At 38.1% G+C, this 15213-nt stretch carries 14 protein-coding genes; 12 read left to right on the top strand and 2 right to left on the bottom strand.

The genetic code is table 11. From position 1 onward, the window contains the following. Positions 1-14: 14 nt before the first annotated feature. The 6 genes from ACFQ3J_RS25095 (at position 15) to ACFQ3J_RS25070 (ending at position 7771) form a co-directional block, all read left to right on the top strand. Positions 15-3401, top strand: a complete 3387-nt coding sequence (locus ACFQ3J_RS25095) for a DUF5704 domain-containing protein (protein ID WP_244533621.1) — start codon at positions 15-17, stop codon at positions 3399-3401. Between the two features lie 196 nt (positions 3402-3597). Continuing rightward, positions 3598-4641 carry a hypothetical protein gene (locus ACFQ3J_RS25090; protein ID WP_090727801.1) on the top strand — a complete coding sequence of 348 codons (1044 nt, stop codon included), beginning with the start codon at positions 3598-3600 and terminating at the stop codon, positions 4639-4641. A gap of 189 nt (positions 4642-4830) precedes the next feature. Next, positions 4831-5274 carry a hypothetical protein gene (locus ACFQ3J_RS25085; protein WP_090727799.1) on the top strand — a complete coding sequence of 148 codons (444 nt, stop codon included), beginning with the start codon at positions 4831-4833 and terminating at the stop codon, positions 5272-5274. A 635-nt stretch (positions 5275-5909) separates the two neighbouring features. Further along, the gene (locus tag ACFQ3J_RS25080; protein WP_139237043.1) at positions 5910-6257 is read left to right on the top strand and encodes a hypothetical protein; all 348 of its coding nucleotides are present in this window, start codon (positions 5910-5912) and stop codon (positions 6255-6257) included. A 321-nt stretch (positions 6258-6578) separates the two neighbouring features. After that, a complete protein-coding gene (locus tag ACFQ3J_RS25075; protein WP_090727795.1) occupies positions 6579-6932 on the top strand; it encodes a DUF4257 domain-containing protein in 354 nt (117 codons plus the stop codon). 584 nt (positions 6933-7516) lie between these two features. Next, on the top strand, positions 7517-7771 hold the full coding sequence (locus ACFQ3J_RS25070; RefSeq protein ID WP_090727792.1) for a hypothetical protein: 255 nt from the start codon (positions 7517-7519) through the stop codon (positions 7769-7771). Between the two features lie 349 nt (positions 7772-8120). On the opposite strand, the gene ACFQ3J_RS25065 is transcribed toward ACFQ3J_RS25070, so the two are convergent. Both ACFQ3J_RS25065 and ACFQ3J_RS25060 read right to left on the bottom strand, forming a co-directional pair. After that, a complete protein-coding gene (locus ACFQ3J_RS25065; RefSeq protein WP_090727790.1) occupies positions 8121-9200 on the bottom strand; it encodes a YHYH domain-containing protein in 1080 nt (359 codons plus the stop codon). 314 nt (positions 9201-9514) lie between these two features. Further along, positions 9515-10630: a hypothetical protein gene (locus ACFQ3J_RS25060; protein ID WP_090727789.1), complete on the bottom strand. Its 1116-nt coding sequence runs from the start codon at positions 10628-10630 to the stop codon at positions 9515-9517. A 423-nt stretch (positions 10631-11053) separates the two neighbouring features. Here ACFQ3J_RS25060 and ACFQ3J_RS25055 point away from each other — a divergent pair, with 423 nt between their 5' ends. The 6 genes from ACFQ3J_RS25055 to ACFQ3J_RS25030 all read left to right on the top strand — a co-directional run bounded on the left by ACFQ3J_RS25055 (position 11054) and on the right by ACFQ3J_RS25030 (position 15150). Then, positions 11054-11353, top strand: a complete 300-nt coding sequence (locus tag ACFQ3J_RS25055; protein WP_090727787.1) for a hypothetical protein — start codon at positions 11054-11056, stop codon at positions 11351-11353. Positions 11354-11453: 100 nt separating this feature from the next. After that, positions 11454-11714 (top strand): hypothetical protein, encoded by a 261-nt coding sequence (locus ACFQ3J_RS25050; RefSeq protein WP_090727786.1) that lies wholly within the window; start codon positions 11454-11456, stop codon positions 11712-11714. Between the two features lie 543 nt (positions 11715-12257). After that, on the top strand, positions 12258-13454 hold the full coding sequence (locus tag ACFQ3J_RS25045; protein ID WP_090727783.1) for a hypothetical protein: 1197 nt from the start codon (positions 12258-12260) through the stop codon (positions 13452-13454). Between the two features lie 13 nt (positions 13455-13467). Next, positions 13468-13722 carry a helix-turn-helix domain-containing protein gene (locus ACFQ3J_RS25040; RefSeq protein WP_090727781.1) on the top strand — a complete coding sequence of 85 codons (255 nt, stop codon included), beginning with the start codon at positions 13468-13470 and terminating at the stop codon, positions 13720-13722. Then, positions 13719-14312: an NYN domain-containing protein gene (locus ACFQ3J_RS25035; protein ID WP_090727780.1), complete on the top strand. Its 594-nt coding sequence runs from the start codon at positions 13719-13721 to the stop codon at positions 14310-14312. Before ACFQ3J_RS25040 ends, ACFQ3J_RS25035 begins: the two co-directional genes overlap by 4 nt. Positions 14313-14565: 253 nt before the next feature. After that, positions 14566-15150: a hypothetical protein gene (locus ACFQ3J_RS25030; protein ID WP_090727778.1), complete on the top strand. Its 585-nt coding sequence runs from the start codon at positions 14566-14568 to the stop codon at positions 15148-15150. Positions 15151-15213: the final 63 nt, after the last annotated feature.

Here is a 15213-nt window from a genome sequence, read left to right as displayed (position 1 = left end):
AAGGATGATTGTCATTGAGTTACCGTAATAATTTTATAAAACAACTCATCACAATAAGCTTACTTTTCTTAATATTTATCCCTATAAATTCAGTAACTGCGGGTGGAGGACCTGGTCAAAAACCAGCATTAGAGGCTCCGTATTTTGAGCCTTCTTCACCAGCAAAGACTCAAAAGAAAGTCATACCTGCTGAAGGTGTGGCGGATACCAATATTGGGGTTTATATATGGCAACAGGATAATTTGCAGTGGCGAGTTGATGGGTCGTGTAATGGGCAATTATTGACCAATAACTCTCTCACAAATAAACCTGTCTCATCTTTGGTATGTGTTGATCTTGATTTAAGCTCACCATATTATATCCCATCCGAATGGAAGGATAAGAATGGTGAAAGGGTTTTATCAACTGAACTTGTTGAAAGTACTCAGAATCCAATTTATATGGACAACGATAACTATTACACACCAGGACTACCAATCTTAGTAAGTGTGGATTCCTTTACCGGTAAGCGAGTAAAATTCACAGCACAAATCGGCGGAGCAATAGAGCCTCAAAGTTATGGTCCATATAACGGGGATAAATTTAATGCTGTGTATAATATTTACACTGACCTTTATTGGAGAGGTAGAGCAGAAGTAACCAAAGAAATAAGCCTAACCGATGGCGGTCAATTGTCTACTGGACAAACCAAACAATTGACCGCCAAAGTGAAAACTAAAAATGGTGATGGTAATTTTGGTAGTGAAACTACTATATCTGCAGGAAACGGGACAACCACTTGGGAGTCATCTAACCCAGGTGTTGCAAGAGTAAATAGTAATGGACTCGTTACAGCTCAAAGTAAAGGAACAACAACTATTAAAGTCCTTTGGGAAAAGGACGGATACCGATTAACAACAACCACTACGGTTACTGTAGGCGAGGAAACTGGTGGTGGGGGTGGAGAACCAGGTGGCGGCGGCGCTTGTACATACACACTAGGTACTCCATCTCAAGTTTCAACCACAAGCATGTCTGATATGAATCCAAATACCAATGGTGTAATCAGAGCAGATAGTAGAGGATCAGAGAAGTTTGATGTATTACAGGGTATTCCAACATCTGAATCTCTTTATACCAATGCATTTGCTGATAATTATTTGTTCAAGCATGTGTGGGCTAAAATGTCTGGGACTATTACTTACGAGTGCAATGTTGATGTAACTTACGCTCTTGAATGGACTGTTCCTGGAGAGGAAGTTTGTCCTCCAGAAGGTGAAGAAGGAGAATGTACGCCAGGACCACCTGAACCTAAAACAGACACGGCGGATAAACCTTACTCGTTTACCTTTACACGTAACTATTCTTACTGGCAGATCAACAATTTGGAAGTATACGAGATATCGAGAGCGGACATGTCAAATGATGCATTGCCTAGTGGGAAAGTCACAATGAATCCTAGCGGGTATACTTCCCCGTCACTAGTATCCCAGCATGATCCATCTGTTGAATCTCATGTAACTCCTGGAAAAGGAGCGAGTATAAGTTACACTCCACCAGTTTTAAAGGGGGGACTAAACTCTCCACCAGAAGTACCTGATGACACAGAATTACTAAAAGGAATGGCGGAAGGTGACACTCCAGAAGCTAAAGTCAAAAATGATAAAGTCGTTTTCAATGGTTCTACGATCATGAATGATGCTGAAGCTACAAAGGATGGACCTACACCTTCAAATATTCCTAGTCCGTCAACAATTGGACAGAATGTGCTATATAAGCCTAATAACATGATAAGCAGTACATTCTTAAACCGAAGCAATATCCCAAGTTCAGGAAGAATCTATTATAACCTTCTGCCTGGTAATGTGAACGGTGGTTCGAATACCGATTTTGCAATCAGTGGTATCAATAGTGTAACGGTTCATACTCCTACTGTGGTGTATGCCAATGCTTCTGACGATGCTGCTCATAACCAAAAGACGATTCCGAATTACTCTAGAAGGGCTTTTATTTTGGATAGACCTTTTACGGTAAGCATTCCTACAAGTGGCCAACATCGAAACATTCCAGGATACGGGAATAGGGACTACGCGAAGTACATTAAATTGAAGCAAGTCCGATTTGAGTTTGACGTATATTCAGCAGACAGGAACAGTTTTTATCCAGCCAATACTTGGATTGAAATACCGGTTACTCAAATCGAAACCACGTTCTATTTACCGAAATGGGTAGATGAAGGGAACTACACTGTTTATTATCGCTCCTTTGCTGAAAACTCTCCGAACACTGGATTTACTACGGAGCAAGATGCGAACTTAAATCTGGCCAATCACGTTGCGACAGACACAGTTCCAGTAGAGGTTATAGGACGAATTTACGACTTCAAAATCACTGATATTGCTGACCCGAACTGGGAAACAGTGTTTCGGACTGGGAAGGGAAGTAGTATTCCAAAGGGTACATCCTATTCGGTTGGTCCATACGGGATTGATGCAGCTCCGAATGGTTCAGTATTTCCGTATCAGTTACCAATCAGACGAGGAAGCCATCCTCTTGCAAACTACAAGAGTGTCGCAGTAAAGTCGGGGTATCATTTCAAATTTGAAATGAAGACTAAAGGGAATTTGTTTGGAGATAAGGACGCGGTAAGAATCACTCCGAAGTTCTACTTCCAAGATAATAACCCATTAACACCGGCTAATCGTGTTGAAGTTGATTTATATTATCATTCTCAAAACCAAAAGTTCATAAAGATAGGTTCGACAGAAGATGTCGAGCGGAGGGAAATTACTATGAATACCCGTCTGCGCAATGTACCTTACACCGACATCATTAGTACAGCAGGTTCTATCTATGATCTTAACTCAGGTTGGACGATGACAAGAGATCAATACATTAACTCATTCGTGAAGCGGTCGACAGAACCAACATACGTTGGAGGATACGATGTGCAAATTCTACCTTCTCCACTTCGGACCTTCATTAACACCTTTGAGCGACCTAGCAATGCAAATGCAACACCAGCCAGAGTCAATGCTTCTGAACAGAAATGGTATGGGGAATACAGCCTGCCAGCTGCTGTGTATGCTGTGCCGAAAGGTACAGATCTAGCTGCATATGGACGAAGCAACCGCTTGAATGATAAATCACCTATTTTCTTGAAGAACGGTTATATCACAGTCAACTTCAACATTGAGACGATACCTAATGCAAACCTAGATAATCCTCACCTTCAATACATTCACGGTCCTTTAAACAACCAATGGTGGGATATGGAAGGATTTGACGGAGCAGATGGAACTCGTGACCATGTAATTACAGATCCATATGGCGTCCAATTCTTGCTGCAAGATGGTGATGTAGTATTCTATGATGCCAACAAGTCATCTTATGATGATTATAGACCATATGGTACGCACTGATTCATCAAAGAATGAGTGAGGAGGGGCCCAAACTAGGGCTCCTTTTCTTCTTTTTTTCTTGAATAGAATACTCGTTGTTTATGATTTCCAAATGCTATATAATTGAATTAATCGAATATAATCAAAAGCGGAAGCACCGCCGATCCTGATAAATTTATGGGACGGCTGTGCTTTTTTTTATTAAGGAGGAGAATAAATGAAGAAAGATATACAGAAACCCATTATCCTGGGGAATTACTATCACGGAGATGGAGAAATGGCTTGGGGATGGTGGATGTATGAGCACGCTCAACTTGCTATTATTGGTGACCAGGAACGTTCACCACGTCGCAGGATTGTTTCTGAGATAACTGAGTTGCTGAGCAGAAGAGATCAGGATTGTGTTTATATGATCTCGACAGAAAAGCCAGAGTTTGGGAAGTCTACTGTACTGAATACGATCCCTTGGGTAGAAGAATTCTCTGACCCTCCCGAGCACTTCGATGATCGCCAAGTTTTTATTGATAACCGTCATTTTTTTTCGTCCTCTTACTTTAATCTGCAGGCGAAGATACTGGATATTCCGCGAGGAGATCTCCTCCCTCCAATTAGCTTTAGACCTCATATTGAGGGACCATTAAAGGGTTATAGGAGAGCAATAGAAGGTCTTAGCGAAGAAACGCCACATAAGGAAGGATTAGTTGCTTCCTTAAACAGTCTCTCCCAAATCACATGGATACAAGTTAACGATCAAGGATATAAGTTTTATATTAACACGGATAACAATATCTACGAACAAGCTCTGGACTTCCTCACAGCTGCTTGGTCTTTTTGGTCATTTACATGTCAAACTGATGCTCAGCAGCAGATGCTTTTGGTAGTTGAATTACCTAAAGACTTGTTACGGCACGGGATTGATCCGATGGTAGAAAAGATTGTATTTCAAGCATTAAACATACTTAGATATGTTTCCCTTGTAACTACAACTACCCTCGTGCTGTCCTCAGAAATGCTGTATCCAGCTCCGGAATTGAATTTTCGTTATAAACTTCTTTTACAAACTCATGATTCGGACGTAGATTTTACTAACGATAACATCCGGAGTTCCATTGACTCAAAGCTGCTTGAAGAGTGGGAGCAGGGCAACAATAATATTGGACTATGGATGGATGATACTGCAGGGGAAATTGAAGATGCACGTATAACGATTCGGGTTGGTCATAAGGCACCTGAGATCTGGGAAGATTTCGAAATGGCTTAAAAGCACCTTATTCCGTAATTCGTAGTAACTGTGATATAATAATTTCATACCTTTGAACATTCTATTTTTTTATCCCACGTCATGCGATATGGGACTTTCTAATCAATAATTCACCCTTAAGGTGCCTAAGTCTGTCTTCTACCAGACCATAGCCTCCTTAAGGGTTTTTTTATTATAAGGAGGAGTTATATGAAACAAACATTCTTTAATGAATTATGTGCAGCAATGGGAGTGAGTAGTGAGTTGGCCGAACTTTCATTTCAAATTCCGACCGTTCATGAAGGAGTTCTCCATTTTAGAGCGTTCTGTCTTGCGGATATGCTCATCAAAAAGGTAGCATCAGATCATCAAATATCTTGGGCAGAAGTAATGAACGTATTTACATACTCAGAGGACAGGATATACGCATTTATTCAATTTAATTCATATATAAATGCGTTCCCTCTTGAAATTCCGATCATAGCACTTAACGGATCCAAAGCTCAGGTGGAGGTAACGATTGCTAAAGTATTAAAAAACCTACCTGAACAAATCAGAGTTTGGCTAAAGGTTACCAAGCAAGGTTACAAAAAGATGACTATCAAAGAGTTCTCTATGAAATTGAATAGAAGACCTAATTACCTCCGTAGCTGATAAGTCGCTGCGGTTTTTTAATGAAAAAAATATGGGAGGCGAATTAATTGTTTTCATGTAAAAACCCTGAAAAGTGTAGAAATGAAATGGTACGAAGAAGTAACATTCAAGAACGATTTTATTCTCAGAATATCGAAATTATTAAAGCCGCTCAGAGCAATAAAGGAACCAGGCTTAGTATGATTGAAAATTCCCACTCGGCAGAACGGGAAAACTTTAGAATGTATTCAAGAACGCAATTGATCCAAGCGTTTCTTAAAGGAAAAATGATTAGTTCTTCCTATAACAAAGTTTTTGGTGAATACCGTTTTGTACTAAAGTACAGTTTCAAGACATCTGTTGATTATGAGCGGCCGATACATCTCATTGTCGCGACCCACAAAAGCAATCTTCTAGATTGGACCATAATTACCGTAATGGACCCCGCTTCTCGTAAATTTAAGTGGGATGATACCTATGAAAATCAGATTTGCTTTTGTGATCGAAATTCTACGTTAAATTATGTATATAACTGAATTATCCAATGATCGTCGATCCATGTATAATGGACTTAGCGAAATCCGCGAGGGGGAATCCAGATGGCTCTCAATTCGGACTCGTTAAGTTCTCTGAACTTAACTGAGGAGGAACTGATTATGTTGAAGATTAAAGCAGCAATGTATACCAACGGTGATACTCAGGAATACATTAAAGGACTAATATTAAGCGATAAAAGATCCGTACCTGACTATAAAGCGTATTGCACTTCTTGTCACGATGTAAAGGAAATGATCTCGGTTAATCGCAATGAAGAATTCATTCTCTCTGAGTGCGAAAGCAGTATGCGGGTTGTAGTTGAATCGGTTCCGAAGCATAAATGCTCCAAATGCGGCAGCATCACATCCAATATGAAATTATCTGCAGCTATTGAGGAAGCGCTTGAGACAAAGCTACCTAATATGAGATCAGATGAAAAAATACCATTTCAAGTATTGGTCTCCTAAGAATAAATTACATAGAAGCCACGGGGATGATCCGTCGTGGCTTTTTTTCTATGGAAAAATAAGTTTAACTCATCTATAATACTGATATACCATTTATCATTTTCTCTAACTTACGGAAGGTCAGGCGACTATCCGCATTCTAATAATCCATTTGGATTAATTGACCAAGACTAGTTTTCTTGTGTCTTTGACTTAGAATCGGGGTTGTTCTGACCTTTTTTTGTTGAGTAATAGCTAAATGCCTCCCACCGGTTGAGTGTTTTCTTAATACTTCATAAGGTGGTTTTTTTAATTAACTCTAATTTAGAAGGAGGGATTTCTGTGGAATTATTAATCGCGTTTGTAGTCGGAGGATTAACTAATCTTTTCGTTGCATCGAAGTTGGAAGGTGGGGTATTACTGCCTTACATCAAGAAGGTAGGGAAAAAACGATTCTTTATTCCTGGTTTGTTTGGTGACTTTGTAATTGGTGGGGCTGCGGCTTTGGCTGCATTTTCGTTCTTTGAGCCAGTTGGATATGCTAAGATTATCGGCACATCAGTACTTGCAGGCTTCAATGGGCTTACCTACCTAGCTAAAAATGCTCTGTCCAAAGTTTCTGATGTCGAGGCTAAAACTATTGATGAAGAATATCAGAAACTCATCGGTATCAAAGATGGAAAAGATAAACTTTAGCTCACTGAAGTTGTTTAGATTGAAGCTCTAAAACCATAAAAAGTAGCCGAGGTGTAAACTATGGAGGATTCGAACCAAACTTTAAGCGAAATAGTGGAACTCATACACAAGATCTATTACCTACGAGAGAAATCAATCGATACTGTAAAGAAAGCAGAATATGAGGAAAAACTTACTCAACTTTTTGAACTTAAGAAGGAATTGGAAACGGAAGTGAGCCAGATTCGAGTGGTTGCTAGGTTTTCGAAAAAACGGAAAACCCATACTGAAAAGTCTGATCGTAGAAGGAAAACGGGGTTTAATCGAGCACTACATACCTTGACACTTGAGACGGTAGCTAATTGAAAAGAATCGAAAAAGCCTGAACACTATGTGTTCGGGTTTTTTTGCTTATCTCTAACACTCAAAATAGATTTCTTTATAATCTTTCGATGATTTCGGCAATTTCTGTGTGTGTTAGACTGTAAGTGTCAAATATATATTTTAAATTTAATTACATGAACGTGTTAAAAAGTAGCCTAACAACCTTATATTGTCACTGGAAGCCATCTAGGGCTTTACACCATATAAGTGAGGTAGTATATATGCAAAAGCGTGAGGTATTGAGTTTCATAATTAGCGACCGTGGCAGAAAGGTTTTCAATGTAATCGAGCCTACCTTCGATATAAGCTGGATAGAACAGAAAATACTGGAGCAGAGGAAGAAAGGAAGAGATATTTACTGGTACTCTTCTGTAAAACCGGTGAATATCGCTAAGAAAGACAACCAGGAGCAATTCGGATATACATACACGATGGATTCTGTATTCCTTCTAGCATCAGAAAGAAGCGATTTCTAATACCCAGAAATTATTGTACATGACTTGTGTACGGAGAAAATAAAGTAGTAGACTGAAGGTAATGATTTGACGCGGTTTATGCTTTGAAAAATCGTCTCTCTTCGATAAACAAGTATTAGACTGACTAATAAAATGAAGCAACGGCAGACCAAGACTGAAAATAAAGTCTTTTGACTGCCGCTGTCTTTGTTGAACTAACGTTTCCCGTCGTATTATGAGGTCATCCTGTTTTTACTGGTTACCACTTTTATTCCGTGGAGTATTTGTCAGTAGCCGGGGCAGCTCGAACGTTTCCCTGGGTCTGTAACCCGTTGCTAAAACTGATCTCTTCTTGTACTCCCCTATGAGTTCATAAGGAAGAGTTTTTTCTTCTTCGATAAAAAAAATACCCACTTATAATTAATGTTAAGGCTGCAAGAATAATCAAGCTAAAGGAAAGCTTGATTTTTTTGTTCCATTCATCTTTACCTTTTTGGTAGTAAGTATTAAATAATTCAACAATATCTTCATCTCCACGAATTTCATCTGGCAGAAAAAGGGCTTTATTTTGGCTTCCTGTCTCAAAAGCAATTTTTCGATAATTATCCGCCTCAGTGTTCGAATCGAAGCCTTCTTTATAGGCTTGCTGTATATCTGGATAATCTGAGTATGTATTAGGGTTGTATTCTACTAGTTTAAAATGAGTGGTGTAACCTTCTTGAAAGGCGGCTTCTTTTTTATCTTCGTAACCATTCGTATAACCTTTTTTGAAAGAATCTACAAATACTTTAGGCAGATCTTCTGGGATTGCGAATGGAATTAAATTATAACCTGATTTGTACCCCTTCTCTTCAGAGGCTCGTTCAATTTTCTCCACCGCTTCAGCTCGCCCCTCCTGAAATCCTATCTCATATGCTTCTTTAACCGACTTAATACCTAAATAAAGATCGGGAATCCAAATTTCTTCATTACTTAATCCATACTTATATCCCTCTTTCTTTGAACTCTTCTTGAGCTCTTCTATTCTTATTGCTTTTCCTTCTTCATAGCCTTTTTCATATCCCGCTTTATACCAGCTATATTCGGCCGTAGATAACTGCCCGAATTGATCTGGATGAAAGTCTAAAAACGAAAGTTCGTTGTAACCATGTTTATATCCAAGATAATGTCCTTCTTGAACAAGCTCATCATAATGTTCTTCAAGCTGCGCCTGAGTCCTTTCTGAAGAAACGTTATCGTCCGAAACTTCGTCTGAAGACACGTCGTCATCTGAAGATGATAAACCGCCACCGTTATGGTAGTGGTATTCTCCAGTGGATAACCCCCACTTGCCGCAATTCGTTCGACAAGTGTGTCCACCAGAGCTATCTGTTCTGCCTGGGTGTGCATCAGCAGTATACGAAAGAAAGAATAATATCATGACCATAAGCAACAGGGATGCTTTTTTCAAGTAAGTTTCCTCCAGTAATTTTACTCTCAGTAGTAACTATTAATGAAGTTTGTTCCATTAGAGAAACTAGAATGCTCCAGCCCCATCCATATTCACTATACTGCCCGTTAATTAATTTGAAAAATGAATGGAGCAGCTACCAACGGACAAACTGTTCCAAGTTTTTCTAACCTAAGACTCTACTGCTTCTCCATAATGTCTAGTTGCTTCTCTACCACACAACCATTTAATCCATAAGAAGATAGGATCACATAGTACCTATATTCACCCAATAATTAAATAGCCGGAGAGGACATTGAATACCGTGATCGTTTCTATACTGGTAATAATCCCTTAGATTTGAGCATTTTCCTTTTCGACAGTGGAATACTCTTTTCAAGCTCTCCTTTTGTAACATCCAGTCCTTCCCAATCGACAAATAAAACAAAATCCTCGGAGAGTAATTCGGAGAGTAATGGGTACTTGGACCAAACAGTCGCATTTATAGCATAGGTGACCTCATGCCATAATTTCATACCTTCTTCCCACCAGGTATCTGTATTATGCCAATACATAATAAGTGTTCTAAGCTTCGTGATTAATTCTTGATCTGAAATTTCTTGTTGATAATTCACCGGATGCTCTCCCGAAGCCCAGATCGTCCAAAAATCCTTATTGTTTTCTATCTGCTCATCTCTGATATGTTGCAATCCTGGATGAAAAATGGGTGAGTACACACCATGAGCTTCATCATGCAAGTAAATGGCCAAGAAACAACAACGTATATCTACTAACCCCTTACATACAGCATCAACTACTTCTATTAATGCTAATTTTAACTCTTCTTTAACTTCTTCCCGTAGTAGTGCCGCCTCATCAGTAGACATTCTTACAAAAATAACTCCCTTATCACCGTCTAATACTCGTGTAAGCTCACCTTTCTTATCATATTCAAGATAAGTTCGAACAAGAGAAGAATAATAAGGACTATTTTCGTAAACAGGCTGATAAACTTGAACTAAGTTTCCACCCTCATATATGTAGTCTTCATATTGCAACTTATCAAATCGAGGAGAGTATTCTACGCACCGATTAATGAATCCATCTTTTATTAAATATTCTTTAATTGAATAAAGTTCTCCAGTTAAGTACAATCTTGTAGTGATTCGGTTTTCTTCATAAACGGAGTATGTATAACCATCAATTAATTCATCATTCGCTGAGATAAGGGGTCTGTTTTGGCTATCAAACTCATAATATATGTCGGTTTCAACTTCTGAAACTTCCCCTGGAACTGTACTTTCACGACCGTACCAAAAAGGAGTAATATCATATCGCTTGTTAGAAGTAAATTCCCGTCTAACAGCAGCAGCCTCAGCTTCCTCCTTATAGAAAGCATAGTTTTTCTGTGCATCCTTACTTAACTTTAGGTAATATTCTTTATCTATCACTCCATATTCTTCCTTTCTATAGCGGCTAACCCAAATAAATTCGACAGATTATGCTTCATATCCTTTACCATTGAAATCTTCTACTCCGAGAAAATCTAATGATTAATGCAGCCTGCTCGTTAGCTTAACGGATGACTTTATTTTTCAGTCAAATACTTTATTTTTGCAAACAGCTTGATAAAAATCCCGCACGGGATAATGTATAATCCATATGTGGTTGGTTGGTGGGCGGCAGACGATGGATGATCTAATATACCGGTGCCATTCTTATGCTCCATAAACCACACTTCGTAACTGTAAATCTGGCTATTAAAAAGAAGATTTGCTGATCTGTCGTAGACAGAGCTCTTATTTTGCAGGAGAGAAATAACTGAAGCAAATGCTCGACTATGATATGATACTTCTTAAAAGGAGGTATTCTGTATGGGATCTCACTTATCTGGCTCAGAACTTCTCCGGATTAAGAAGCTAATGGGGCAAATTATTTGGCAATATTACAATTCAAATGACATTGTGACTAGAAGCGAACTTGAGGAAAAGTATAAGACTTTGATGGAAAGTAGCAAGCAATACAACCATGTTGAGTTAACTAAAAACGAAGAGCGAGAGATAAACAAATTAAATTTATATGCCAAGCTATTTGAAGAATATCATATCACAAATAACGTTGTAAGAAAGGCGGAGATCGAGGAGATCTTCACCAATTTAACTAGCGAACGGTGATATTTAAAGCACTTAGCAGGATAACTGCTTGTAAATTTGATTAATCACTTTGATCGCTATAAAGTATAACAGAACAATATTCTCTTATGGAGTGATATAAATGTTGAATAACTTCACTATGGAACCAACAACACATGGACTTGAGCCGATTGATGCTGCAGTTATGATGAAGAAATACGTGGCTCTGCTTGGATTAATCAATTACGGTAACGTGGAACAAAAACAACAGGCAAAACGGGAGATCAGAGAGCTCGATAACATAATTCACTATCACCTAAATTCTTTGGCTTTTGATGCTGCTGAAAGAAAGCTAGGGTTTTCGGAGGATGATCTTCGTGCACTTAATAAAGCTGTTTCATAAAGAACGTCTTTCTCTTGCTATATTATTCATTTTCACAGTTATTTCGGGGATCTGGACAATACATAATTCAATCCAATTTTTCTCCGCAGCTACACGAACCTGGGAGATCAAAATCCCCCTAATGATAAGTCTAATATTGTTATTTTCCTTATCATACGTGGTATTTCTTTTCATTTATGATAAATGGTCCGTTGAAACAAGAGGACAGCTCATGCATCTTTTATTAATAGATAATAGGGTAGTGTATTCAAAATTCAACCGATACTTTATCAATGTACAGTTAGTACATTCCTATGGATATAAAGCTTCCTCAATAAATAAACTTTCCCAAAAGGACATAATGTACTCGGTTCAAAGAGCAACTAGTCTTGGAAAAAAACCTTAATCTAAATTTGGAAATATGATATAATGTTTATTAATCAAATAACGTGAATGTGAGGAAGCACCTCTTTATGTCGAAAGACGTATTGGGGTGCTTTTTATTTTTATATGCAACTGATGCGCAGACTACTTCATAAATATTTATGTAGGGGGCATTAACTTATGCAGTGGGCAAGATATGGTTATGAAAAAAAACAAATTTCAGCTGAGTATTACAGAGAAGCTAAACATGGAGAAGTCACTTGTCGTTTTTGCGAAGGAAAAATGGCGTATGTATCAACTGGAAATCGAAAACCACACTTTAGAGTTGTCGATCGCAAAACTCACACATGTAAGTATTTTGGGAATGAAATTGAGAAGATTGTTGAATCAAGCTCCGAGGTAGTCCAAATGAATCGTAAAAACAATGAGAACCCAGTTTTTACACTTAATATTGAGTCGGCAAAACAGTCTAATGAAAAGACACTCCAATCTATAGCTTCTGATTCCTTTCTAACCAGCCTCGACTTGATGAGATCATCTAAGGGAAATTCCTTATATAAATTCATCCATGACCTTCATGCAATGTTCCTCAAGAATGAGTACGATAAGGTCCTCCAATTCCGATTTATTGTCGCAGAAGGAGGAACGGCCCAAAAGATTAAGGCAGAAGAGCTGGTGCCTAGCTACAAACAAATAATAGATATGCATACAAAAGGCAAGCTGACATCGAGGAAGCGATTTATAGTTGGTACAATACTTTCCTCTAAAGAAACAATTAAGCGAAACGTTGAAGTTACTCTACGCGGTGAGAAGTCATCAGATGGCTCCTACATTAATCACAAAATAATTATCATGAAGTATGTTCTCGATCAGCAAAATTTAGATGTTACTGATTTTATAAAAGGGAATACCATTGTTGTTTATGCAAAACTTAAGTTATCTGATACAAAACGTGAAGTTATTTCATTTGTAAGCAGTAAAGATGATTTTGATTTTGGACGCTATACAAGTCTCGACGGTGATTGGTTAGATTCACAAGATAAAAAGATTGTAGATGACTTCTTTTATTTATGTAACATCAAGCATGTCGTACCTGATCATGCAATGACTAAACAGTATTTCTACCATGAAGACCTTTTATTAAAACCAGATTGGGTACTTTTTATCCGAAATAAAACAATCGTTATCGATTACGTTGTGTCACAGAAAGATTTTATCAGTAATAAGTCGGAACCACGGGGCGACTACTTTATCAATCGAACTGATTACCACTACATGAAAGTACTTAAAGAAGATATTGAGGACAATTTCTATGGGCTAAAAAAGAAGTTACATGAGATAATTCCCAATCTTCAACTAAACTTATACGAATCATGAAAGGAATCACATTATGTCTAATAAATCGAATGAAAAAATAACGACTATTGGCTTAGATATAAGAGAAAGCAGGTTGAAACTGAAATACTCGCAAGCTCAATTAGCTCTAAAGTTAGATGTGGATAAAACTACAATCTCTGCCTGGGAAAGAGATATTCGTTTTCCTAACGAGGATTATCTTCTTCGATTGTCAACGGTCTTAGGTTTGTCTCTGCGACATTTACTTATGGTATCAAAGAACAAAAAAATGGCGGGGTTAACAACATGAGGCCTGTGGGGAAACGACTTAAAAGCGCTATATTGATTGATGAAAGTAATGCTATGCATCAGTTACATGATGTAGGGGTGGGCGGATTTCGATCATGGAAAAAGTTTTATCAGTCGATCGAGCAATATCTAAAGAGTAACTATGGACAGAAGATGGTAACTGATTTCAACTTTTATGGGACCCTGCCCCCTAAAGGCCATGTTGAGGATGCCAAGTACAATAGCAGATACAAGTTTTTCGAGGCATTACAATATGATGGAATAAACGTATTAAGAGGGGAGTGCTACTTTCAGGATGATGGTTCTCTAAAGGAGAAGCAGTTAGATGTATTGATGGCACTAGATATATACGAGTTATCCGTGTATAAATATGAATACATAGTAGTTTTTTCAGGAGACGCAGATTTTGTGCCTGCCATTGAAAGAGCGCAAAAGAATGGATCAACAGTGTTTGCAGTTCTGGGTAAGAATAAATCAGCTTTTCATCTAAAGAACTCCGTTGATGTCATTATCAATCTTGAATCGATAATTCAAGACATGGACAAAAAAACAGTTATTCCTTCAAAGACAACCTGGAAAGTTAGCAACTAAACATGTGTAAATCTCTCGCTCAAAAAGTACATCCAAACTTTCCTTTTATTACGAAAGGGTTATCATTGCAGCATAAGCCTGCAGAAGATTGAAGTTGATCTGAATACGATATACTGTTCAAACTTATTAGCTTAATGAGAAAACCGAGAAAGGTTAGTATATTGGTTTCTATTTGTTACTGCTCCAAAAATGCTAGACGGCAATCCTCATGATATAATGAGCCATTATATCACCGTTGGAAAGAGTGAGAGCGATGGGGAACTTTGAGATACTTATATTACAGATTTTCGGCGCGATTTTCTGCTGCATTATGTTATACGTATACATTGAATACCGTATCAGTTTGGCCCGTGAAAGACGAATCAAGGAAGCTACTTATACGAAAGCTGATGTTAGCTCCGATTCATTTTTTGGTGGAAATCAGCTTCATGAGCTCCATACTTCTGGAGATGAAATTTTGGAGTACTACCTCAATAAGGGGTATGTAGTTGCTCTCGATATCGGGGTCCTTACAAAATATCCGCAACTTTTTCAAGTGGACACTCCTGGCTCAATTCTCATTACAGAAGAAGTTTTTGCTGCTCAAAAGAAGAATAAGGTAGTTGGAATTTACCAGTATGACTCACAAATTGAATTTAGCCATGCTTTCATGCAAATTGGTACTAACGTCTCCTACGTTGAGAAAATCGGATTAGACCTGGCCAATATTAGTGATCGAGCTATTGGCGCATATTTGTATGCAGAAAGAACAGACTTAATTTCCATTATCTTTGTTACTCTAGATCATGAAACTCAGAAGCGAGCAATTGAGGCTGGACTACACTGTGAGATTATCTAATATAAAGGGTTGCCGGGAATAAATACAGTTCGTATAATTAATGTAATTGAATAACATTAAGCG

The sequence above is a fragment of the Paenibacillus provencensis genome (genome assembly GCF_042678545.1).
Taxonomy (GTDB): Bacteria; Bacillota; Bacilli; order Paenibacillales; family Paenibacillaceae; genus Paenibacillus; species Paenibacillus provencensis.
Note: the sequence above shows the minus strand (reverse complement) of the source record. Positions and strands in the feature narration are given on the sequence as shown.